Genomic DNA, 21,751 nt, shown 5'->3' on the forward strand with positions numbered 1-21,751 from the left:
GTTCTGGCGAACTCGTCGAGCCGAGTCTAGGATCGGGAAGCAGGCCCTGCAACGTTCTGCAACATGTTTCAGAAGGAGAGATGATGACCCCTCCCTCGGTGCGCGAGATCGCCCGCCGGATCGACTTGAGCCCGGCCACTGTCAGCCGGGTGCTGAACGGGAGACCGGGCGTCGCCGCGGACACCCGCGAGCGCGTGCTGCGCGCCGTACGCGAGATGGGCGTCATCAATCGCTCGGCCACCGGCGGGGCTCTCGTCGGCATCATCGTCCCGGAGCTGGAGAATCCCGCGTTCGCGGTGCTCGCCGGTGCCGTCGAGTCCAAGCTCGCGGCGCACGGGATCATCGCGGTGATCGGCAGCTCGACCAAGCACGGCCCCACGGAGCTCGACTACCTCGGCGCACTGCTGGCCCAGGGCGTGCGCGGGCTCGTGCTCGTCTCCGGACGCCACGCCAACCCGTCCGCCGACCACGGCTTCTACCGCGACCTGCACCGCGAGCGCGTGCCCATGGTGCTCGTCGGCGGACGCGTCCCCGATCTCCCCGTCCCCACGGTCTCGTGCGACGAGGCCACCGGCACGGCCATGGCGGTCGCCCACCTCCACGACCTCGGACACAGCCGCATCGGCCTCGCCGGCGGTCAGCGGTATCTCCTCCCCTCGCAGAACCGTCTCCGCGGGTACCTCGCCGCCATGCACCGCTACGTGGGCGGCGTCGACGAAAGGCTCTACGCCGAGACCGACTTCACGATCTCCGGCGGCCACTCCGCCGCGCGACGACTGCTCGCCGCCGGTGCCACCGCGATCGTCGCGGGCAGCGATCTCATGGCGCTGGGGGCGATCGCCGCGGCGCGGGACGAGGGCCGGGACGTCCCCGGGGACATGTCGGTGGTGGGATACGACGACTCATTCCTGGCTGCCCACAGCGGGCCGTCCCTGACCACCCTCCGGCAGCCGATCGACGAGATGGCGGACGCCGCGGCCCGCGCGCTCGTCGAGCAGCTGAACGGCTACGAGACGCCCGCGGTGGACCACCTCTTCCGCCCGAGCCTCGTGGTCCGACGCTCCACCGGCGCTCTGGGACCCGAACGCTGAGAATCACACGGGCCGCGGCGCGACGGGCGAGCCCTGCGTTCGTCTCGTCGCTGCGCTCCTCGCTCGACGACCCCGGGAAGGCTCAGCCGAGCTGCTCAGTGAGCTCGAACCAGCGCAGCTCGAGCTCCTCCACCTCGGCCTGCTGCGCCGAGATCTTCTTCATCCGCTCGCCGAGCCCCTCGTAGTCGGACTGGTCGTGCTCGGCGAGCGCGTGCCGTGCGCGATCGATCTCGTCGGCGAGCTTCTGCATCTTGCGCTCGAGGGCGGCGAGCTCCTTCTCCGCGGCACGGAGATCGGCGCCCGAGAGGGCGGGGACGGACTGCGCGGGGGCCTCGTCCCGCTGCGCTCGCTCGGCGGTCGGGGAGGCGGCACGGAGCCGCAGATACTCGTCCACGCCGCCGGGCAGGTGCCGCAGGCGGCCGGCTCCGTCGGGACCCGGGAGGATCGCGTACTGCTGGTCGGTGACGCGCTCCAGGAAATACCGGTCGTGCGAGACGACGAGCAGCGTCCCCGGCCAGGAGTCGAGAAGGTCCTCGATCGCGGCGAGCATGTCCGTGTCCATGTCGTTGGTCGGCTCGTCGAGGATCAGCACGTTCGGCTGGTCGAGCAGCACCAGCAGCAGCTGCAGGCGGCGCTGCTGCCCTCCGGACAGGTCGCGCACCGGGGTGGAGAGCTGCGCCGAGGTGAAGCCCATCCGTTCGAGCAGCTGCCCGGGCGTGAGGTCCTGCGCCTTCGACCCGGCCCCGATCGTGTAGGACGTGCGCAGCCTGCCGATCACGGTGCGCACCGGTTCGTTCCACACCTCCTCGAGCTCGTCGAGGCGCTGCGTGAGCGTGCGCACCTTCACGGTCTTGCCGTGCTTGACGCGGCCGGTGGTCGGGTCGACCGCCCCGGAGACGAGTCCCAGCAGCGTGGACTTCCCCGCGCCGTTCACGCCGAGGATGCCCGTGCGCTCCCCCGGCGCGACGCGCCACTCGATGTCGCGCAGGATCTCCCTCTCGCCGTAGGAGACGCCGACGTCGAGCAGGTCGACCACGTCCTTGCCGAGCCGTGAGACGGCCAGCGACTGCAGCGAGACCGAGTCGCGGATCGGCGGCACGTCGGCGATGAGGGCGTTCGCGGCGTCGATGCGGAACTTCGGCTTGCTGGTGCGCGCGGGGGCTCCGCGCCGCAGCCAGGCGAGCTCCTTGCGCGCGAGGTTCTGGCGCTTCGCCTCGGTGGCGGCCGCCATCCGGTCGCGCTCGACGCGCTGCAGGATGTACGCCGCGTATCCGCCCTCGAACGGCTCGACGATGCGGTCGTGCACCTCCCAGGTGACGTTGCACACCTCGTCGAGGAACCACCGGTCGTGGGTGACCACGAGAAGCGCCCCGGCGCTCTTCGCCCAGCGCGTCTTCAGATGCCCGGCGAGCCAGGTGATCGCCTCGACGTCGAGGTGGTTGGTGGGCTCGTCGAGGAAGAGCACGTCCCAGTCACCGGCGAGGAGCCGGGCGAGCGCGACGCGGCGGCGCTGCCCTCCGCTGAGCGACGAGACCGGCGTGTCCCACCCCAGATCGGCGACCAGCCCGGCGATGACGTCGCGGGTGCGGGGATCGCCCGCCCACTCGTGCTCCGGGGCGTCGCCCACCACGGCCTGTCCGACGGTGAGGTCGTCATCGAGCGTGTCGGCCTGGTCGAGCACGCCGATGCGCGTGCCTCCGCGCATCGTCACACGGCCCGCGTCGGGCTCGCGGCGGCCGGCCAGCATGCCCAGCAGGCTGGACTTGCCGTCGCCGTTCCGGCCCACGATGCCGATGCGGTCCCCCTCCTCCACGCCGAGCGTGAGGGAGTCGAAGACGACGCGGGTGGGGTACTCGAGATGCAGGCCTTCGGCCCCGAGGAGATGTGCCATGTCGCCTTCCAGGCTACGCGAGCGGGCCGCCCCGGAGAATCCGGGGCGGCCCGCGTGATCAGCGCCGTGCGACGGCGGGGCTCACTGGAACGATTCGACGATCTTCAGCAGGCTCGGCACGTTCTTGTACGCCTCCGCGGCGTTCTCCTTCGTGACGATCACCGGATCGAGCAGGTACGCCGGAACGACCTTCTTGCCGTTGTTGTACTGCTTCTCGTCGTTGACGTCGGCCTTCTCGCCCTTCTGCAGCTCGCCGACCATCTTGATCGCCTGCTCCACGAGCAGCGCGGTGTCCTTGTTGATCGTGGAGTACTGGACCCCCTGCATGATCGACTTCACCGACTCGACCTCGGAGTCCTGACCGGTGACGACCGGGACCTTCTTGCCCGCCTGCTGCACCGACGTGATGATCGCGCGGGCGAGGGTGTCGTTCGGGGACAGCACCCCGTCGAGGTTCGCCGAGCCGTAGGTCGACGTGAGGATCGAGTCCATCCGGCGCTGGGCGTTCTCGGCCTTCCACCCGTCGGTCGCGGTCTGCGAGATCTCGGTCTGGCCGGAGAGCACCTTGAGCGTGCCGTCGTCGATCTTCGGCTGGAGGACGTCCATCGCGCCGTCGAAGAAGACCTTAGAGTTGGCGTCGTCGGGCGAGCCGGAGAACAGCTCGATGTTGTACGGCGCCGCGTGGCCGGCGTTCTTGGCGAGGCCGTCGAGCAGAGCCTGGCCCTGCAGCTGGCCGACCTTGAAGTTATCGAACGCGACGTAGTAGTCCACCGCGGTGGTGTTCTCGATGAGGCGGTCGTACGCGATCACGTAGGCGCCGGCCTGCTTCGCGGCCTCGACCTGGGTCGAGAGCTGCTTGCCGTCCTTCGCGCCGATGATGATGACCTTGGCGCCGCCGGTGACCATCGCCTGGATCTGGTTCTGCTGCTCGGCGACGGTGTTGCTCGCGGGCGCGTACTGCACGTCCGGCTTGAAGCCGGCCTTGGTCAGCCCATCGGTGAACAGCTGGCCGGCCAGCACCCAGTTCTCGCTGGTCTTGTCGGGCAGCGCCACGCCGATGCGGGCATCCGCTGCGAAGCCGGCCTTCGGCTCCCCGCTCTTCTCCCCGCCGTTGCCCCCGGCGCCGCCGTTACGGTCGGACGAGCAGCCGGTCAGCACGAACGCGCCCGCGACGACGATCGCTGTCGCCGTCAGAAGCATCTTCTTCATGTGATCTCTTTCTCTGGTGTCAGGTGACCGCGGCGGTCGCCTACTTGTTCCGCGTCGAGGTGACGTCGGAGGTCGGGAACGGCTCGGGCTCGCGCCGCGAGAACCGTCGGGTGAGGAATCCGATGAGCGAGGGCCGGCCCTGCTGCTTGTTCCACACGTCGATGCCGACGGCGACGAGCAGCACGAGGCCCTTGATCATCGAGACGACGTCGGCGCCGAAGCCCAGCAGCGCGAGGCCGTTGTTGAGGAAGGCCATCACGAGGCCACCGATGATCGACCCGATCACGGTGCCGATGCCGCCGGAGACGGCCGCGCCGCCGATGAACACCGAGGCGATCGCGTCGAGCTCCCAGCCGTTGCCGTCCTGCGGACCGGAGGCGGTGGCGCGGGCCACGTAGATCATCCCCGCGAGGGCGGCGAGCACCGACATGTTCATCATCACGAAGAAGTCGACCCAGCGGTCCTTGACGCCGGACAGGCGAGCGGCCTGCCGGTTGCCGCCCACCGCGTAGATGTGACGCCCGAACACGGTGTTCCGGGTGATGAAGCTGTAGAGGATGACGAGCGCGAGCAGGATCAGGCCCGAGAACGGGTAGCTGGTGCCGGTGCGGCCGGTGGCGAACAGCCAGCCCGCGACGAGGACGATCCCCGCGACGATCACGACCTTGACCACGCTCACCCAGAGAGGTGCACGGTCGGAGCCCATCTTGAGCTGCACCCGGCGCGTGCGGATCTCCCAGAACACGATCCACGCGGCCCCGAGCACGGCGAGCACCATCGTCAGCACGTTGAAGGGAAGGTCGATCGGCAGCTCGGGGAGGTACCCGGCGCCGATGTAGATGAACCCGTCCGGGACGGGGACCGACTGCGAGTCGCCGACGAACTGGTTGGCCCCGCGGAAGAAGAGCATGCCCGCGAGGGTGACGATGAACGCCGGGACCCCCATGTAGGCGACCCAGAAGCCCTGCCAGGCGCCGACGACGACGCCGACGAGCAGGCCGAGCACGATCGCGAGCGGCCAGGGCAGGTGCCAGTCGGCCATCGACTTCGCGACGATGATGCCCGTGAACGCCGCGACCGACCCGACCGAGAGGTCGATGTGCCCCATGATGATGACCATCACCATCCCGATCGCCAGGATCAGGATGTAGGAGTACTGGTTGACGACGTTGATCAGGTTGCCGGAGGAAAGCGTCAGCCCCTGCGTCCAGATCTCGAAGACGAGGAGGATGACGATGAGGCTGCCGAGGATGCTGAACTGCCGCAGGGTGGACTGTCCCCCGCCGAACATCTTCCTGAGGTCTCCGAGCCGGAAGCCGGATTTCTCGGGTGCGATCTGGGTGCTCATGCCTGTGCCTTCTGGGTCATGGAGGTCATGCTGCGCATGAGCGCCTCCGGGGTGGCCTCGGGGGTGGGGATGCAATCGGTGACGCGTCCCTCGAAGACGGTGTAGATGCGGTCGGTGATGCCGAGCAGCTCGGGCAGCTCGCTGGAGATGACGATGACGCCCTTCCCCTGGGCCGCGAGCTGGCCGATGATCGAGTAGATCTCGTACTTCGCGCCGACGTCGATGCCGCGGGTGGGTTCGTCGAGGATGAGAAGGTCGGGGTCGGTGAACATCCACTTGGCGAGGACGACCTTCTGCTGGTTGCCGCCCGAGAGCTTGCCGACGCCCTCCTCGACCGAGGGAGTCTTGATGCGCAGCGTCTTGCGGTACTGCTCCGCGATCGCGAACTCCTGCCGGTCGTCGACGACGCCGTGCGGGGCGATCTTCGAGAGCTTGGCCGAGACGATCGAGCGCTTGATCGTGTCGAGCAGGTTGAGCCCCAGCACCTTGCGGTCCTCGCTCACGTAGGCGAGGCCGTGGCGGATCGCGCTGGCGACGTCCGGCAGCGCGATCGTCTCGCCGTCCTTGACGATCGTGCCCGACTGGAACAGCCCGTAGGAGCGCCCGAACACGCTCATCGCGAACTCGGTGCGCCCGGCGCCCATGAGCCCGGCGATGCCGACGACCTCACCCCGGCGCACCTCGATGCTCGAGCCCTTCACGACCATGCGCTCCGGCACGCTCGGATGCTGCACCCACCAGTCGCGGACCTCGAAGAACACCTCGCCGACCTCCGGGGTGCGGTCGGGGTAGCGGCTCTCCAGCGAGCGGCCGACCATGCCGCGGATGATGCGGTCCTCGTTGATCTCGCCTCGGCCGACGTCGAGGGTCTCGATCGTGCGCCCGTCGCGGATGATCGTGATCTCGTCGGCGATCTGCTCGATCTCGTTGAGCTTGTGGCTGATGATGATCGACGTGATCCCCTTCGCCTTGAGGCCGAGGATGAGGTCGAGCAGGTGCTGCGAGTCGTTCTCGTTCAGCGCCGCGGTCGGCTCGTCGAGGATGAGCAGCTTGACGTCCTTGTTCAGCGCCTTGGCGATCTCGATGAGCTGCTGCTTGCCGACGCCGAGCGTCTTGATCGCGACATCGGGGTCCTCCTTCAGCCCGACGCGGGCGAGCAGCTCGATCGCGCGCATCTTCTGCGCCTGCCAGTCGATCCGCCCCCCACGGCGGATCTCGTTGCCCAGGAAGATGTTCTCGGTGACCGAGAGCTCGGGGATGAGCGCGAGCTCCTGGTGGATGATCGCGATGCCGGCGTGCTCGCTGGCGGCGATGTCCTTGAAGCGCTGCTCCTCGCCGTACAGGAGGATGTCACCGCTGTAGCTCCCGAAGGGGTAGACCCCGGACAGGACCTTCATCAGCGTGGACTTCCCGGCGCCGTTCTCGCCGCAGATCGCGTGGACCTCGCCCGCGCGCACGGTGATGGAGACGTCGGAGAGAGCCTTCACGCCGGGGAACTCCTTGGTGATGCTGCGCATCTCCAGGATGGGTCCCGACACGGCCGGCAACGTTGCTGTGGTGCTCACGGATCTTCCTCGCGACAGGGCCGGTCACGCGGATGTGACCGTTCACATTGGCTTGTCTCATGGTGCACCCGGCACCGGAGGCTGTCAAGTCACGGGCGCGGTCGTGACCTCACCGTGATGAACGGCGGGAGGAGGGGCGCGGCTCAGCGCGCCGCGGACGACGAGCGCACGCGCAGCTCGGGAGCGAGCGCGCCGAGCTCCGGAGCGCCCTCGCCGCGGATCTGCGCGAGCAGGATCTGCACCGCGCGACGACCGAGCTCGGGGAAGTCCTGATGCACCGTGGTCAGCGGCGGGGCGACGTGCGCGGCCACCGGGACGTCGTCGAAGCCGACGACGCTGACGTCCTGCGGCACGCCGAGTCCGGCATCGCGGAAGCCGTGCATGAGACCGATCGCCATGACGTCGTTGGCGGCGAAGACGGCGGTGAAGTCGCGCCGGCGGGCGAGCTCCTGCCCCGCGAAGTATCCGAAGTCCGCCGTCCAGTCCCCGCGGATCGGCGGGAGTGTCGGCAGGTCGGCGTCGAGCAGCGCGTCGAGGTATCCGCGCATCCGCGACTCCGCCTCGATCCAGTCCTGCGGCCCGGCGAGATGGAGGATGTCGGTGTGCCCGAGCGCGATGAGGTGCTCGGTGATGAGCCGGGCCCCTGCCACCTGGTCGGCCGACAGGCTGACGCCGTCGGACCCCGAGGCGGTCTGCAGGGTCACGAAGGGCACGGAGACGGCCATCCCCCGCAGCACGTGGAAGACCCGCACCTGCGGGGCGAGCACCACGATGCCGTCGACGTGCTCGCGCACGAGCTGTCGCACGGCCGCGCCGATGGTGTCCGGCGCCGTGGAGGCGAGGTTGAGCGTCGAGACCGAATACCCCTCGGCGCGCGCGGCGTCCTCGATCGACGCGATCGAGGAGGTCGGCCCGAACTCGCCGATCGTCGCGGACAGGATGCCGAGGGTGTTCGACCGACTGGTGACGAGGGCGCGCGCCGCGAGGTTCGGCCGATAGTCCAGCACCGAGATCGCGTCCAGCACGCGCGCCTTGGTCTCCGGACGGATGCTGGGATGATCGTTGAGCACGCGGGACACGGTCTGATGCGAGACGCCCGCCAGGCGCGCGACGTCGCGGATGCTCGGCATCCGTGCGCGCTCGGAGGCGTTGGACATCCTCGGCCTCCTGCGTGTGCACGGTCACATCGACAACCCCATTATGACCCCGGCCTGCGCTCGGCGCATCCGCGGGCCACGGCGACGGCAGCGCGGCGTTCCCTCCCGCGGCCGCGATCGCCATGATGGCTTCTGTCCGCCGCTCCCAAAATGCGCCTCGTGTTTCGGAGCCGCACACAACGCCCGCGGTCGCCAGCGGGGTCACAGTGAAGGAACTCTCCCGATTGGAGCCCCCATGCCCGGCCGTCCGACCCTCGATGACCTGCTCACGATCCCGACGCCGGAGCAGCCGGCCCTCTCCCCCGACGGCACCCGCATCGTCTACGCGCTGAAGACCGTCGACCGCGCGGCCGACGAGGATGTGCGCACGCTGTGGCAGATCGTCGACGAGGGCGCCCCCGCGCAGCTGACCCGCGGCTCCGCGGACTCCGCGCCGGCCTGGAGCCCGGACGGGAGCCGGATCGCGTTCCTGCGCGCCGCGGACGGCCCCGCGCAGATCTGGCTGCTCCCGGCGGCGGGCGGCGAGGGACGACAGCTCACCGCGCTGCCCCTGGGCGCCGGAGCCCCGCGCTGGAGCCCCGACGGCTCCCGCATCGCGTTCACCGCCCCCGCCGACAGCGCGGCCGTGCCGGGAGAGGATCCGGCGATGGTGCTCGCCCGTCGCGGCGCCCCTGCGGCGACCGACCGCCTCGGCTACAAGGCCGACGGTGTAGGCAGCATCGGCACGCTCGTCCAGCAGCTGCACGTGGTGGACGCCGCAACCGGCGCCGTGACCGTCCTCACGCGCGGGCGCGCCCACGCCACCGATCCCTTCTGGTCGCCCGACGGCACGCGCCTGGCCTTCTCGTCGTCGCCCGACGACGACGCCGACCTCACCATGCGGATCCAGGTGTTCACCGTCTCCTCGACCGATCCGAACAGCGCGCCGGTGCGCATCGGCGACGCCGACATGCAGGCGACCGTCGCGGGTTGGACCGCCGACGGCACCTCGATCATCGCCGCGGGCCGCACCGACACCGAGGTGGGCAACGCCGGGCTGCTGCTGTTCCCCGCCGAGGGCGGGGCCCCGGTCGACCTCGTCGCCTCCGTCGACCGGAACGTGATGCTCGGCGGCCCCGGCTATCCCGGTGGGCTCCCGCAGCAGGACGCGGAGGGCCGTATCGTCTTCTGCCTGCGCGACAACGGCTATTCGCACGTCCGCAGCGCGGCACAGGACGGCTCGGACGTCCGCCCCGTCGTCGACGGCGCCGCGGACGTCAGCGGGCTCTCCGTCTCGGGCGGCACGGCGGCGGTCGTCGTCACCACGCCGACGTCCTTCGCCGACCTCGCCCTCGTCGACCTCTCGACCGGCGAACGGCGCGTGCTCACCTCCTACGGCGCCACCGGCCTCGACCTCGTGGTGGCCGAGGAGCGCCGCTTCACGATCTCCGACGGCACCGTCGTGACCGGGTGGCTGCGTCGCGATCCCGACGCCGAGGGCCCGCAGCCGCTGCTGCTCGACGTCCACGGCGGCCCGCACAACGCGTGGAACGGCATCGTCGACGTGCACCACCCGTATCATCAGCTGCTCACCCGCCGGGGCTGGTCGATCCTCACCATCAACCCCCGCGGCAGCGACGGCTACGGCGACGCCTTCTTCCGCGCGGTGTCCGGCGGATGGGGGGTGCGCGACGCGAAAGACCTCCTCGAGCCCGTCGACCAGCTGGTGGCCGAGGGCCTCGCCGATCCGGCACGCCTCGGCCTGACCGGCTACAGCTACGGCGGCTACATGACGTGCTACCTGACGTCCCGCGACGACCGGTTCGCCGTGGCCGTCGCCGGCGGCGTGGTGAGCGACCTGTCCAGCGTCGGCGGCACCTCCGACTTCGGTCACCACCTCGCGCTGAAGGAGGCCGGCGGCCTCCCCTGGCGCGACAAGGATCTCCTCGCCGAGCAGTCGCCGATCACCCGGGTCGATCGGGTGGTCACCCCGACGCTCATCCTGCACGGCGCCGCGGACGACCGCTGCCCGGTGGGGCAGGCCGAGCAGTGGTTCACCGCGCTGCGGGAGCGCGACGTGCCGACCCGGCTCGTGCTCTACCCGGGCGGCTCGCACCTGTTCCCGCTGTCCGGCAAGCCCTCCCACCGGGCGGACTTCTCGCAGCGGCTGATGGACTGGGTGGCGCAGTACGCGCCCGCCGCAGGGACGACCGGGCGGGCGCGGATCGACGCCGCCCACTGGCAGCGGCGCCTCCGCATCCTCGCCGCCGCGCACAAGGTGCCGGGCGCGACCCTCGGCATCCTCCGCCTCGGCGAGGAGCCGGCCTACGCCCACCACGGGATCCTCAACGCCCGCACGGGCGTGGCGACCACCGACGACTCCGTGTTCCAGATCGGGTCGATGACGAAGGTGTGGACGACGAGCGTGATCATGAAACTCGTCGACGACGGGCTGCTCGACCTCGATGAGCCCGTCGTGACCTACGTGCCGGAGTTCCGCTCCTCCGACGAGGAGGTCACCCGCACCGTCACGATGCGGCACCTGCTGAGCCACACCAGCGGCATCGACGGTGACGTGTTCACCGACACGGGGCGAGGCGACGACTGTCTCGAGAAGTATGTCGCCCTGCTCGACGGCGTGACGCAGAACCATCCGCTCGGCGCGACGATGTCGTACTGCAATGCGGGCTTCGTGCTCGCCGGCCGCGTGATCGAGAAGCTCACCGGCACCACCTGGGACCAGGCGATGCGCGATCTGCTGTACACGCCGCTCGGCCTCACCCACTCGACGACGCTCCCGGAGGAGACGATCACCTTCCGCGCCGCCACCGGGCACATCGGCGCCGACGACGACGGCCCCGTGCTCGCGCCGGCATGGATGCTGCCGCGCTCGATGGGCCCGGCAGGGCTCGTCAGCTCCTCGACGGCCGATGTGCTGGCCTTCGCGCGGATGCACCTCATGGGCGGTCTGGCGGCGGACGGCACCCGGGTGCTCTCCGAGGAGAGCGTCGCACGGATGCAGGAGCACCAGGTCGACGTGCCCAACCCCTACTCGGTCGGGAACGCCTGGGGCGTGGGATGGATCCTCTTCGACTGGGACGGCAGGAAGCTCATCGGCCACGACGGCAACACCATCGGACAGGCGGCCTTCCTGCGCATCCTCCCGGAGGAAGGCCTTGCGGTCACGCTGCTCGCCAACGGCGGAAACACCCGCGACCTCTACGACGAGCTGTTCGCGGAGATCTTCTCGGCGCTCGCCGATGTGCGTCCCTCTGCGGGTCTCACGCCCCCGGACGAGCCCTACGAGGCCGACTTCTCCCGGTTCCTGGGCACCTACGAGCGGGCCGGTGTCCGCACCGAGGTGCTCGCCGGAGAGGAAGGGCTCCGCGCACGTCTCACGACCACGGGTCCGCTCGCCGCCCTGCAGGCCGATCCGGTGCAGGAGCTCGCGCTCGTCCCGGTGCGGGAGAACGAGTTCGTCGCGCGCCCCGAGGGGACACAGGCCTGGATCCCTGTCGTCTTCTACGCGCTCGAGACGGGCGAGCCCTACCTGCACTTCGGCGTCCGCGCCGCACCCCAGGTCGACTGACCGCCTCCTCTCCGGCCGCCCGAAGGCCGGGGAGCGGCCCGACCGCTACCCGAAAGGACGACGATGTCCGCCCCCGCCCCCTCCGCGTCCGCGCCGCCCGTCCCGGCGGACGACGTCCCGGGCTCGCCGCAGCCCCGGGGATTCCTCACGCTCTACGTGCTCAGCTGGTTCGGCCTCAACCTCGCCGTCGGCACGATCGGCGCGGTCTCGATCCCCAAGGCCTTCGCCTTCCTGGACGATGCGACCAAGGAGGTCAACCTCTCGATCGTGACCGCGGTCGGCGGCGTGCTCGTGATGGTGGTCACCCCGCTCGCGGGGCGCCTCAGCGACCGCACGCGCTCGCGCCTCGGCATCCGGCGTCCGTGGATCCTCTGGGGTTCCGTCGTGGGGTTCATCGGCGCGGTGATGCTGGGGCTCGCCGGCTCCCTCTGGTCCATGGTGGCCGGGTGGGTCGTGCTCCAGTGCGGACTCGGCTCCGCCAACGCCGCCGTGCACGCCCTGCTCGCCGATCAGATCCCCACGCGCATCCGGGCCAGAGTGGCCGGTATCGCGAGCGCGGCGACGAGCATCGCGATCATCCTCGGCTCGCTGATCGTCACCGCGCTGCCGAACGGATCACAGTGGACCTGGTTCGTGGTGCCCGGCGCCGTCGGCGCGGTGTTCACCGGGCTGCTCTACTTCCGCATGAACGACATCGTGCGCATCGACCGGCGCGAGCCCTGGAGCTGGCGCGACGTCCTCGGCACCTACTGGATCGACCCCCGGACCGCACCCGACTTCTTCTGGGCGTGGACCTGCCGTCTGCTGGTGTCGATGTCGACGTTCTTCGTCTCGGCCTACCTGCTGTTCTTCATCATCGACCGCCTCGGGGTCTCGAAGGAGACGGCGACCGGGGTGCAGGCCACCGGGATGGCGATCTTCACGATCGGCGCGCTCACGACCACCGTGCTCTTCGCCTGGATCTCCGACCGCACCGGCCGGCGGAAGACGATCATCTGGGCGTCCTGCGCGATCTCGGCCGGCGGCCTGGTGATCGGGATGTTCGCCACGGGCATCCCGGTCTTCCTCGTCGCGCTCGCGCTCGTCGGCGCGGCGCAGGGCGCCTTCGTGTCGGTCGACATGGCGCTGCTCACCGAAGTGCTGCCGCACTACGACGACGCCGGGAAGGACCTCGGCATCGTCGCGCTCTCATACCAGGTGCCGCAGTTCCTCGTGCCGGCGCTGGCCGTGCCGATCCTCTCGATCGGCGGCGGACGAAACTACACCGCGCTGTTCGCCGCCGCGATCGTCTGCGGCGTGCTCGGCGCCCTCGCCGTGCTGCCGGTCAGGTCCGTGAAGTGAACGAGTCCCGGAGACGAAAGACAAGGAGAACCCGATGACCATCGACGCCCTGCAGGAACGACTGGACGAGTGGGCGCGTGAGCTGTCCGTGCCCGGAGCCGCCGTCGGCATCGTGGACGGCGCGACCGAGCACGTGCTCACGACCGGCGTCGCCTCGGTCGCCACCGGCGCCGCCGTCACCGGCGACACCCTGTTCCAGATCGGGTCGACCTCGAAGACCGTCACCGCGACCGCCGCGATGAGGCTGGTGCAGGACGGGACGTTCACGCTGGACACCCCGGTGCGAGATCTGCTCCCCGACCTGCGACTCAGCGACCCCGATGCGCTCGCGGCGCTGCGGGTGCGGCATCTGCTCACCCATTCCGGAGGCTTCGTCGGGGACGCCGACGACGAGGAGTCCTGGGACGACGACGCGCTGACCCGGAGCATCGCCGGCTACGCGGACCTGCCGCAGGTGTTCGCCCCCGGAGCGATCGCTTCGTACAGCAACTCGGGCCTGCGCCTCGTCGGCATGATCGTCGCGGCGGTGACCGGGAAGCCCTTCGAGAAGGCCATCGCCGAGATGGTGTTCGCGCCCCTGGGCATGTCGGACTCGCTCTACCTGCCGTGGGAGATCCTCAACCGGCCGCACGTCGTGGGCCATGTCGTCGCCGACGACGGACCCCGGGTCGCCCCGATCTGGGGGCTCACACGGCAGATCGCGCCGGAGGGCGGCATCGGCTCCTCCGTGCGCGACCAGCTGCGCTACGCCCGCTTCCAGCTGCGCGGGGAGAGCGCGGGTGCCGCGCCCCTCTCCGACGAGACACGGCTTCTCATGCAGAGCCCCCAGCTCCCCGCCTCGCCTCCCCTCGACGCGGTCGGCCTCCCCTGGCTGCTGCGCCGGCAGGGCGCGGCGCGGATCGTCGAGCACGGCGGGAACATCGGCAACCTCCAGCTCAGCGCGTTCGCCCTGGCTCCCGACCAGGACCTCGCGGTGACCACGCTGACCAACAGCGTGGGAGGCAAGGAACTCGGTACACGCGTGCTGACCTGGGCTCTGGAGCACCTGCGCGGGATCGCACCCGAAGAGGCCTCGCCGGTGCCGGACGCCGCCGATGCCGATGACGTGCTGGGCAGCTACGACCTGAACCAGTGGAAATACCACGTGGCGCGCGAGGGCGCGGAACTCGTCATCTCCGCCGAGCTGAGCCCCGAGCTGGTCGAGGCCGGGATGCCCGGGTTCCCGATCATCCGGGCGAGGCTCGGCGAGGACCGTGTGCTCCGTTCCGCGGGCAGGCCGGTCGGGCGTTTCCTCCGTCTCGACGGCGACCGGGAGTTCCTGCACCTCGGCATGCGCGCCGCGCCGCGCATCTGATCCCCTCACCCGCTGGTGCGGGAGGACGAAAAAGGTCCCCGCTCTCATCCGACCGCACCAGCCCCGCGCCCGCCGCGCTGAATACGCTCAGGGCACCGCAGTACGACATCACCGCCCACCCGGCGGCACGCACTCGACGAAGAGGAGCACGCCATGTCCCCGCTGTCCGAAACCCGCACCTGGCTGCAGGAGAACCTCCCCCTGCTCATCGCCGAGTTCGGCATCCCCGCCGCCTCCGTCGGCGTCCTCTCCGGAGGCGAGGTGGTCACGGCGTCGGCCGGCGTCCTAAACCTCGGCACCGGCGTCGAGGCCGACGACGACTCGGTCTTCCAGATCGGCTCGATCACGAAGGTGTGGACCGCCACCCTGGTGATGCAGCTCGTCGACGAGGGCCTGCTCGATCTGGACGTGCCGGTTCGCACCTACCTCCCCGACTTCGTGCTGGCCGATGACGACGCGGCCGCCGCGATCACCGCACGCCAGCTGCTCAGCCATGTCGCAGGCTTCGAGGGCGACATCTTCACCGACACCGGTCTCGGCGACGACGCGGTGGGGAAATACCTCGCCGTGCTCTCCGACGTGCCCCAGCTCTTCGCCCCCGGGGAGCGCTTCTCGTACAACAACGCCGGGTACGTCACCCTCGGGCGCCTCGTCGAAGTGCTGCGCGGGAAGACCTGGGAGGCCGCACTGCGCGACCACCTGGTCGCTCCCCTCGGGCTGACGCACGTCGCGACCAACGCCGCGGAGGCCATCCTGTTCCGCGCCGCGCTCGGCCACATCCCGTCGCCCGAGGGGCAGGGCGTCGTGCCCGCGCCGATCTGGAACCTCGCGCGCTCCAACGCCCCGGCCGGATCGATGCTCGCGATGACGGCCCGCGACCTGCTCGGCTTCGCCCAGCTGCACATCTCCGGCGGCACGGCTCCCGACGGGACACGGCTGCTCTCCGCAGAGAGCGCCGCGGCGATGCGGACGCCCCACGTGGACGTGCCGATCCCGGCGCTGATGGGCGACAGCTGGGGTCTCGGCTGGGAGCTCTTCGACTGGGACGGCGGAGCGGTGATCGGCCACGACGGCGGCACGGTCGGGCAGAACGCCTTCCTGAGGGTCGTGCCCGAGGCGGGCGTCGCGGTGGCACTGCTCACGAACGGCGGTGGGACGATCGGCCTGTATGCGGAGCTCTTCACCCGCCTGCTGCACGATCTCGCCGGGGTGACCGCTCCCGCGCTCCCGGTCCCGTCCGCCGACGCTCCCCCGGTCGACCTCGACCGGGTGCTCGGCACCTACTCGTCGTCGGTCTCGGACAGCACCGTCCGCGTGGACGACGAGGGCCGGATCTGGCTGGACCGCGTGATGAAGGGCGTCTTCGCGACGCTCGGCCCCGCGCCCGACCCGGTCGAGCTCGTCGGCTGGCGGGAGGACCGTCTGCTGCCGAAGGAGCCCTCGAACGGCGTGCACATGGTGCACGCGTTCGTCGGCGATGACGGACAGGGGCGCGCCCTGTACCTGCACACCGGCCGGGCCGACCGCCGGACCGGGGCATGAGCGCCGTCGAGGAGCGCATCGCGCAGGTCTTCCGGGACGCCGGAGCCGACGGCTACCTGTTCGCGAGGGAGATCGGCGTCGACGACGGCCCGGTCGTCGACCTGGGCGGCGACGAGCCGATCGTGCTGGCTTCCGTCTTCAAGATCTTCGTGCTGACCGCCTTCGTGCGCGCGGTGGCCGCGGGCGAGATCGACCCGCGGGAACGCGCGGTCGTCACCGCGCGCTACCGGATCGGCGGCGTCGGCTTCGCGGGATTCGCCGACGACGTCGAGGCGAGCTGGCGCGACATCGCGCAGAACATGATGACGATGAGCGACAACGCCGCGACGGACGTGCTGTTCCACCGCCTCGGCGCCGCACGCGTCGATCGGGTGATCTCCGACCTCGCGCTGTCCGGCACCGCTCTGATCGGATGCTGCGAGGACCTGTTCGCGACGGTGCTCGCCGACCTCGGGGGCGGTCAGGACGCCGACCTCGCCGAGCTGTTCACGAGCACCCCCGCCGAGACGCTGCTCACCCTGCGGATGGTCGACCCGCTCCGCACCTCGCACTCCACGCCGAGAGAGGTGTCCACGCTGCTGAACGCGCTCTGGACCGACGCGGCCGCCCCTCCCGACGCGAGCGCGCAGGCCAGAGAGATCATGGCGCAGCAGATCTGGCCGCACCGCCTGAGCTCCGGCTTCCCCGCCGGAGTGGCCGTCGCCGCGAAGACCGGGACTGTGCTCACCTGGCGCAATGAGGCCGGCGCGGTGACCTATCCGGACGGACGCCGGTACGCGGTCGCCGTCTTCACGCGCGCCCACTCCGTCGCCGACCGCCAGGTCGCGGTCGACTCCTCGATCGGTACCGCCGGTCGCCTCGCCGTCGAGCACCTCCGCTCACTCACCCTCTGAGACACCCGCCCCTGGAGGCATCATGCGCTCTCCCGCCCTGCCCCTCGTCGCCCTGGCCGGCGTCGCGGCGCTCACCCTCACCGCCTGCACCGGCAACGCCGCCGGGCCGACCCCGGGCGCCACCGGCACCCTCGTCGACGGCAAGACGTTCACCGCCGTCATCCCCGCCGATCCCGGCACCCTCGATCCGTTCATCACTGCGATGTCCGTGGCGCGCAACATCGACCGGTTCCTCTACTCCCGCCTCATCGAGGTGCAGAACGACGGCACAGTGATCGCCGGTCTCGCCGAGAAATGGGAGGCGGATGCGACGAAGGCCTCCTTCACCCTGCGCGCCGGAGCGACCTGCGAGGACGGCACGCCCATCACCGCGACGGACGTGGCGGACAACATCAACCGGATCGCCGACCCGGCGACCGCCTCCCCGATGCTCGGCCTGAACGTGCAGCCGGCGACGAAGGCCACCGGCGACGACGCCTCCCGCACCGTGTCGGTGACGAGCGGGCGACCGGACGCCTTCCTGCTGCTGAACGTCGGCGGCCTCTCGATCGTGTGCAGCACCGTGCTCGACGACCCGAAGGCGCGCGCCGCGGGCAAGGGCGCCACAGGGATGTTCACGCTGACCGAGAACGTGCCGAACAGCCAGTACACGCTCACCCGCCGCAAGGACTTCACCTGGGGCGCGGGCGACTGGGACCCGAAGCAGAAGGGCCTCCCCGACAAGGCCGTGTTCCGCGTGGTGCCGAACGAGACCACGGCGGCGAACCTCGTGCTCTCGGGCGAGGTGACCGGTGCGCAGGTGCTCGGCCCCGACAAGGCGCGCCTCCGCAGCGCCGGACTGCACGAAGCGGCCGTCCCCGCATCGCTCGGTCAGATCGTCTACAACCAGAAGGCCGGCAAGGCGACCGCCGACGAGAAGGTGCGCGAGGCGCTCTCCCGCGCCCTCAACCTCGAGGAGCTGCGCAAGATCATCTCCGGCGGAGCCGGAACGCAGCCCCAGAGCATGGTGACGGTCGCCCCGGCGCCGTGCCGGGCGGACGTGGTGTCCGGGCACCTGCCGGCCCTCGATGCCTCGGCCGCCGCGACGGCGCTCGACGAGGCCGGCTGGAAAGCCGGCTCCGACGGCGTCCGCTCCAAGGACGGCACGCCGCTGCAGTTGAAGCTGCTCAGCTCGAGCATGCTCGGCGAGAGCGGCCGCGGCGCGAGCGAGTACGTGCAGGCCGCGTGGAAGAAGCTCGGCGTCGCCGTCGAGGTGCGCGATGCCGACGGCCCGCAGATCAGCGAGACGCTGTTCGCCAGCGGCGACTGGGACGTCTCCCTCGTGCCGCTGAACGTGGCCCTGCCGAGCCAGCTCGTGCCGTTCTACTCCGGGCCCGCCTCGCCCAACGGATCGAACTTCGCCTCGGTCTCGGTGCCGGCCTACGACGAGGCCGTCGCCCGGGCCGCCACCAAGCCGGGAACCGAGGGGTGCGACGACTGGGGCCTCGCCGAGCAGGCGCTCTTCGACTCCTTCTCGGTGATCCCGTTCGCGGATGAGCCCCGCGTGTTCTTCTCGAAGAACGCGACCGTCGCGTCCGGCGACGGGATCGATCCGTTCTCGATCCGGATGTACGAATGACCCGCTGAGCAGCGGGATGCCGGAGGGGTCGCCTGCGCGGACGCGCGGCGGCCCCTCTTCCTCACCGGGCAGGCGGGGCCGCGTCCGCGGGGATCGACGACCCCCGCACCACGAGCGCGGGCGCGAGCCGCACGGTGTCATGCGGCTGCGCGGGGTCGGCGACGAGACCGAGCACCCGCTCGAGCGCGACCCTCCCGCTCTCCTCGAACGGCTGCCGCACGGTGGTGAGGTCGAGCGCTCGGGCGACCTCGCCGTCGTCGTAGCCCACCACCGCGAGACGCGGCGCATCCGCCCGAGCGCGCTGCGCCGCCATCACGGCCGCCGCGAACTGGTCGTGGTTGGCGACCACCGCCGTGGCTCCCGCGTCCTCGGCGGCCCGCAGCACCCGCGCGTCGACGCGTCCGGTGGACGGCACGGGGAAGCTCGCCAGCTCGAGATGCTCCGTGAGCCCCTCGACCCGCAGCATCCCCGCGGAGACGTACGCCCCCGACCGCTGCGCCTCGTGTACGAACAGCACCCGTCGGTGCCCCAGCCCGGCGAGGTGCCGTCCGATCTGCACGCCGCCGTCGCGGTCGTCGACGAGCACCGCCGGACCGCCGATGTCCGCGCCGGAGGGGACGACGTCGACGTAGACGACGGGAATGCGCGCCGCCCTGCTGGCGCGACGGGCGGCACCGCCGAGGGGGACGCCCATCACGACCAGCCCGGCCACGTCGGTGCGGGCGGGGAAGGTCTCCAGCAGAGGCTCATCGGCGGCCGCCGCGGAGTCGAGGTCGTAGGGGATCACGTCGACGGCGGCGTCGCGAGCGCGGCGCAGCATGCCGGCGAGCCGTCGCAGATAGGAGGGGTAGGCGGTGAACGGCGCGGCGACCGCGATGCGCGCCGCCCCGATCCTCCGCCCGGACGTCATCCGGTAGCCGAGGGCGGTCGCCGCGGCGATCACCCGCTCACGCGTCTCCGCCTTCACGCGGTGCGGGGCGTTCACCACGAGCGAGACGGTCGAGATGCTCACCTCGGCGCGCTCGGCGACGTCGTAGATGGTCACCCTGCCGGGTCTCGAGCGCATCTGCCCCTCCGGATCGACGCTTCATCGAAGTTCTTCGATTGTACAGACTGGGGCGAAGTCCTTCAGGAGGTCCCGATGCCGCACCGCCGCTCATTCCGCCATCCGACGCTCGACGCCGCCGTCGCCGCCCATGAGAAGCGCATCGCGCCCCTGCTCTCCCCCGAACCCGGCGACCCCGCCGGACGTCGCCGGGTGGCTCAGGAGAACGACACGCGGGTGAGCGCGGCCCTGGGCGTCGCCCCCATCGACACGGCGACAGAGGACCACGTGGTCGCCGTGGAGGGGCACCCCGACGTGCGGGTGCGGGTCTACTGGCCCGAGAGCGAGCGGGCCGCCCGGGGAGCCGAGCTGCCGGTGCTGGTCTACTTCTACGGCGGCGGCTTCACGATCGCCGGCATCGACTGGGTCTCATGGGACGCCCGCTTCCGCGAGCGCGCGAGGGATGCCGGGATCATCATCGTCGCGGCCGACTACTCCCACGCCCCCGAGCAGCGCTTCCCCACGCAGCCCGAGCAGTGCTGGTCGGCGCTGGAGTGGGCCCATGCGCACGCCGAGGAGCTCGGCGGGTCGCGGCGGCGCCTCGCGATCGGCGGCGCCTCGTCCGGCGGGAACCTCGCCGCCGCCGTGACGATCCTGAACCGCGACCGCGGACGGAGACCGATCCGGCTGCAGCTGCTGGAGAACCCCGCCCTCGACCTCACGATGGGCCACGCCGACATGTCGGGCATCGCGAAGGGCGTGCCCGATGTGATCCTGCGCAAGGTGGGACGGCAGCTGGTGAAGCAGTACGTCGGACGCCGCGCACGCACGGCCAGGAAACCGGTCGTCTCGCCGCTGCTCGCCGCCTCGCACGCGGGCCTGCCTCCGGCCTGGATCTGCACCGCAGAGCTGGATCCGCTGCGGGGCGACGGTGAGGCCTACGCCCGCGCCCTCTCCGCCGCCGGCGTGCCGGTGACCGCCGTGCGGTTCATCGGCCAGACCCACGGCTCCCTGGGCGCGACCGGTTTCGTCGCGGCGGCGGATGCCGCGCACCGCGCGATCATCGCCCAGCTGCGCACCCTGCACGGCGACCCCGTCGAGTACCCGGCATGAGCGCCGCAGAGGAGATGCCGCCGATCGCGCCGCCCGTGCGCGACTGGCTGCGGCGCGGGGCGGAGATCTCCGCGGGCCTCCCTGACCTCGCGTCGGACGAGTGGCCCCGGCACCGCAGAGCCGCCCGGCTGCTGAGCGACGAGCTCGCCATCGAGTTCACCGACCCCGTGCCGCTCGGCGTGCGGATCGACGACCTGCAGGTCGAGGGCGGCGACGGCCCGCTCCGCGCGCGGCGCTTCCGCCGTTCCGACGCGACCGGTCCGCTGCCCACCATGCTCTGGCTGCACGGCGGCGGCTGGATCGGCGGGACGATCGACGAGACGCTGAACGACCGGACCGGCGCCGACCGCGCACTGCGGTCGGGGGTGCAGATCGTGTCGCTGGAGTACCGCCTCACTCCGGAGCACCCGTTCCCGGCGCCGGTCGAGGACGCCACCGCGGCGCTCGCCGACCTCCGCACCCGTTCGGACGAGCTCGGGGTCGACGTGGCGCGGCTCGGCATCGGGGGCAACTCCGCCGGCGCCACCGTGGCGGCCACCGCGGCCCTGCGGGAGCGGGATGCCGGGCGGCCGCTCCACCACCAGGCGCTCGAGGTGCTCCCCGCCGCGCTGCGTCCCGTCGGCGCGTCGATCGACCGCTACCGCCGCGCCTCGGGGCTCGAAGGCGCGGACGCCCTCGTCGAGCTCTATCGGGCCGGTGCGCCGCTCGAGGACTCCTCACCGCTGGACGCCCCGGTGCATCGGGGACTCGCCCCCGCGCTCATCCTCGCCGCCGAGTTCGACCCCCTCCGCGACGGCGCCGTCGCATATGCGCAGGCGCTGCGAGAGGCGGACGTCCCCGTCGAGCTGCACGTCCTGCCCGGACACGTACACGGCTCGCCGGGCCTGACGGCACGCTGGCAGGGCGCCCGCGACTGGCGCGACGTCTTCGCCGACGGGCTCGCCCGGGCCTATGCGGGCACGGCGCCGGCCGATGCCCCGGAGCTCCCGGCCTGAGGCCGGCGGCCCACTCCCTCC

General features: G+C 71.2%; 15 protein-coding genes. 9 read left to right on the plus strand and 6 right to left on the minus strand.

Annotated features, from left to right (window positions below; all coding sequences use genetic code 11):
- Positions 1 to 83 precede the first annotated feature (83 nt).
- Positions 84 to 1,091 (plus strand): LacI family DNA-binding transcriptional regulator, encoded by a 1,008-nt coding sequence (locus ABWO84_RS10560; RefSeq protein WP_353114521.1) that lies wholly within the window; start codon positions 84 to 86, stop codon positions 1,089 to 1,091.
- 82 nt (positions 1,092 to 1,173) lie between these two features.
- Here the strand turns inward: ABWO84_RS10560 and ABWO84_RS10565 are convergent, their stop codons facing one another.
- The 5 genes from ABWO84_RS10565 to ABWO84_RS10585 form a co-directional block, all read right to left on the minus strand.
- Positions 1,174 to 2,982 carry an ABC-F family ATP-binding cassette domain-containing protein gene (locus ABWO84_RS10565; RefSeq protein ID WP_353114523.1) on the minus strand — a complete coding sequence of 603 codons (1,809 nt, stop codon included), beginning with the start codon at positions 2,980 to 2,982 and terminating at the stop codon, positions 1,174 to 1,176.
- Positions 2,983 to 3,063: 81 nt separating this feature from the next.
- The gene (locus ABWO84_RS10570; RefSeq protein ID WP_353114525.1) at positions 3,064 to 4,191 is read right to left on the minus strand and encodes a substrate-binding domain-containing protein; all 1,128 of its coding nucleotides are present in this window, start codon (positions 4,189 to 4,191) and stop codon (positions 3,064 to 3,066) included.
- A gap of 40 nt (positions 4,192 to 4,231) precedes the next feature.
- Complete coding sequence (gene mmsB / locus ABWO84_RS10575; RefSeq protein WP_353114526.1) at positions 4,232 to 5,539, minus strand: multiple monosaccharide ABC transporter permease; 1,308 nt, start codon at positions 5,537 to 5,539, stop codon at positions 4,232 to 4,234.
- A complete protein-coding gene (gene mmsA, locus ABWO84_RS10580; RefSeq protein WP_353114585.1) occupies positions 5,536 to 7,056 on the minus strand; it encodes a multiple monosaccharide ABC transporter ATP-binding protein in 1,521 nt (506 codons plus the stop codon). The genes mmsB and mmsA overlap by 4 nt, the downstream gene beginning before the upstream one ends.
- Positions 7,057 to 7,247: 191 nt before the next feature.
- Positions 7,248 to 8,261: a LacI family DNA-binding transcriptional regulator gene (locus tag ABWO84_RS10585; RefSeq protein ID WP_353114527.1), complete on the minus strand. Its 1,014-nt coding sequence runs from the start codon at positions 8,259 to 8,261 to the stop codon at positions 7,248 to 7,250.
- 235 nt (positions 8,262 to 8,496) lie between these two features.
- Here ABWO84_RS10585 and ABWO84_RS10590 point away from each other — a divergent pair, with 235 nt between their 5' ends.
- The 6 genes from ABWO84_RS10590 (at position 8,497) to ABWO84_RS10615 (ending at position 18,577) form a co-directional block, all read left to right on the plus strand.
- Positions 8,497 to 11,829 carry a serine hydrolase gene (locus ABWO84_RS10590; RefSeq protein WP_353114529.1) on the plus strand — a complete coding sequence of 1,111 codons (3,333 nt, stop codon included), beginning with the start codon at positions 8,497 to 8,499 and terminating at the stop codon, positions 11,827 to 11,829.
- Positions 11,830 to 11,892: 63 nt separating this feature from the next.
- The gene (locus ABWO84_RS10595) at positions 11,893 to 13,170 is read left to right on the plus strand and encodes an MFS transporter (protein ID WP_353114530.1); all 1,278 of its coding nucleotides are present in this window, start codon (positions 11,893 to 11,895) and stop codon (positions 13,168 to 13,170) included.
- Between the two features lie 34 nt (positions 13,171 to 13,204).
- On the plus strand, positions 13,205 to 14,524 hold the full coding sequence (locus ABWO84_RS10600; RefSeq protein ID WP_353114531.1) for a serine hydrolase domain-containing protein: 1,320 nt from the start codon (positions 13,205 to 13,207) through the stop codon (positions 14,522 to 14,524).
- 153 nt (positions 14,525 to 14,677) lie between these two features.
- Positions 14,678 to 16,066 carry a serine hydrolase domain-containing protein gene (locus ABWO84_RS10605; RefSeq protein ID WP_353114532.1) on the plus strand — a complete coding sequence of 463 codons (1,389 nt, stop codon included), beginning with the start codon at positions 14,678 to 14,680 and terminating at the stop codon, positions 16,064 to 16,066.
- Complete coding sequence (locus tag ABWO84_RS10610) at positions 16,063 to 16,959, plus strand: serine hydrolase (RefSeq protein WP_353114533.1); 897 nt, start codon at positions 16,063 to 16,065, stop codon at positions 16,957 to 16,959. Before ABWO84_RS10605 ends, ABWO84_RS10610 begins: the two co-directional genes overlap by 4 nt.
- A gap of 22 nt (positions 16,960 to 16,981) precedes the next feature.
- Positions 16,982 to 18,577: an ABC transporter substrate-binding protein gene (locus ABWO84_RS10615; protein WP_353114534.1), complete on the plus strand. Its 1,596-nt coding sequence runs from the start codon at positions 16,982 to 16,984 to the stop codon at positions 18,575 to 18,577.
- 61 nt (positions 18,578 to 18,638) lie between these two features.
- Here the strand turns inward: ABWO84_RS10615 and ABWO84_RS10620 are convergent, their stop codons facing one another.
- Positions 18,639 to 19,643: a LacI family DNA-binding transcriptional regulator gene (locus ABWO84_RS10620; protein ID WP_353114535.1), complete on the minus strand. Its 1,005-nt coding sequence runs from the start codon at positions 19,641 to 19,643 to the stop codon at positions 18,639 to 18,641.
- A gap of 75 nt (positions 19,644 to 19,718) precedes the next feature.
- On the opposite strand from ABWO84_RS10620, the gene ABWO84_RS10625 reads away from it, so the two are divergent.
- Positions 19,719 to 20,735: an alpha/beta hydrolase gene (locus tag ABWO84_RS10625; protein WP_353114537.1), complete on the plus strand. Its 1,017-nt coding sequence runs from the start codon at positions 19,719 to 19,721 to the stop codon at positions 20,733 to 20,735.
- On the plus strand, positions 20,732 to 21,730 hold the full coding sequence (locus ABWO84_RS10630) for an alpha/beta hydrolase fold domain-containing protein (protein ID WP_353114539.1): 999 nt from the start codon (positions 20,732 to 20,734) through the stop codon (positions 21,728 to 21,730). Before ABWO84_RS10625 ends, ABWO84_RS10630 begins: the two co-directional genes overlap by 4 nt.
- Positions 21,731 to 21,751 lie beyond the last annotated feature (21 nt).

It is taken from the genome of Microbacterium sp., from assembly GCF_040394595.1.
Taxonomy (GTDB): Bacteria; Actinomycetota; Actinomycetes; order Actinomycetales; family Microbacteriaceae; genus Microbacterium.

Excerpts from the sequence above, each read along its gene's own strand:
- ABWO84_RS10560 (WP_353114521.1), top strand. The coding sequence starts at position 84 with ATGACCCCTCCCTCGGTGCGCGAGATCGCCCGCCGGATCGACTTGAGC.
- ABWO84_RS10565 (WP_353114523.1), bottom strand. The coding sequence starts at position 2,982 with ATGGCACATCTCCTCGGGGCCGAAGGCCTGCATCTCGAGTACCCCACC.
- ABWO84_RS10570 (WP_353114525.1), bottom strand. The coding sequence starts at position 4,191 with ATGAAGAAGATGCTTCTGACGGCGACAGCGATCGTCGTCGCGGGCGCG.
- mmsB (WP_353114526.1), bottom strand. The coding sequence starts at position 5,539 with ATGAGCACCCAGATCGCACCCGAGAAATCCGGCTTCCGGCTCGGAGAC.
- mmsA (WP_353114585.1), bottom strand. The coding sequence starts at position 7,056 with ATGCGCAGCATCACCAAGGAGTTCCCCGGCGTGAAGGCTCTCTCCGAC.
- ABWO84_RS10585 (WP_353114527.1), bottom strand. The coding sequence starts at position 8,261 with ATGTCCAACGCCTCCGAGCGCGCACGGATGCCGAGCATCCGCGACGTC.
- ABWO84_RS10590 (WP_353114529.1), top strand. The coding sequence starts at position 8,497 with ATGCCCGGCCGTCCGACCCTCGATGACCTGCTCACGATCCCGACGCCG.
- ABWO84_RS10595 (WP_353114530.1), top strand. The coding sequence starts at position 11,893 with ATGTCCGCCCCCGCCCCCTCCGCGTCCGCGCCGCCCGTCCCGGCGGAC.
- ABWO84_RS10600 (WP_353114531.1), top strand. The coding sequence starts at position 13,205 with ATGACCATCGACGCCCTGCAGGAACGACTGGACGAGTGGGCGCGTGAG.
- ABWO84_RS10605 (WP_353114532.1), top strand. The coding sequence starts at position 14,678 with ATGTCCCCGCTGTCCGAAACCCGCACCTGGCTGCAGGAGAACCTCCCC.
- ABWO84_RS10610 (WP_353114533.1), top strand. The coding sequence starts at position 16,063 with ATGAGCGCCGTCGAGGAGCGCATCGCGCAGGTCTTCCGGGACGCCGGA.
- ABWO84_RS10615 (WP_353114534.1), top strand. The coding sequence starts at position 16,982 with ATGCGCTCTCCCGCCCTGCCCCTCGTCGCCCTGGCCGGCGTCGCGGCG.
- ABWO84_RS10620 (WP_353114535.1), bottom strand. The coding sequence starts at position 19,643 with ATGCGCTCGAGACCCGGCAGGGTGACCATCTACGACGTCGCCGAGCGC.
- ABWO84_RS10625 (WP_353114537.1), top strand. The coding sequence starts at position 19,719 with ATGCCGCACCGCCGCTCATTCCGCCATCCGACGCTCGACGCCGCCGTC.
- ABWO84_RS10630 (WP_353114539.1), top strand. The coding sequence starts at position 20,732 with ATGAGCGCCGCAGAGGAGATGCCGCCGATCGCGCCGCCCGTGCGCGAC.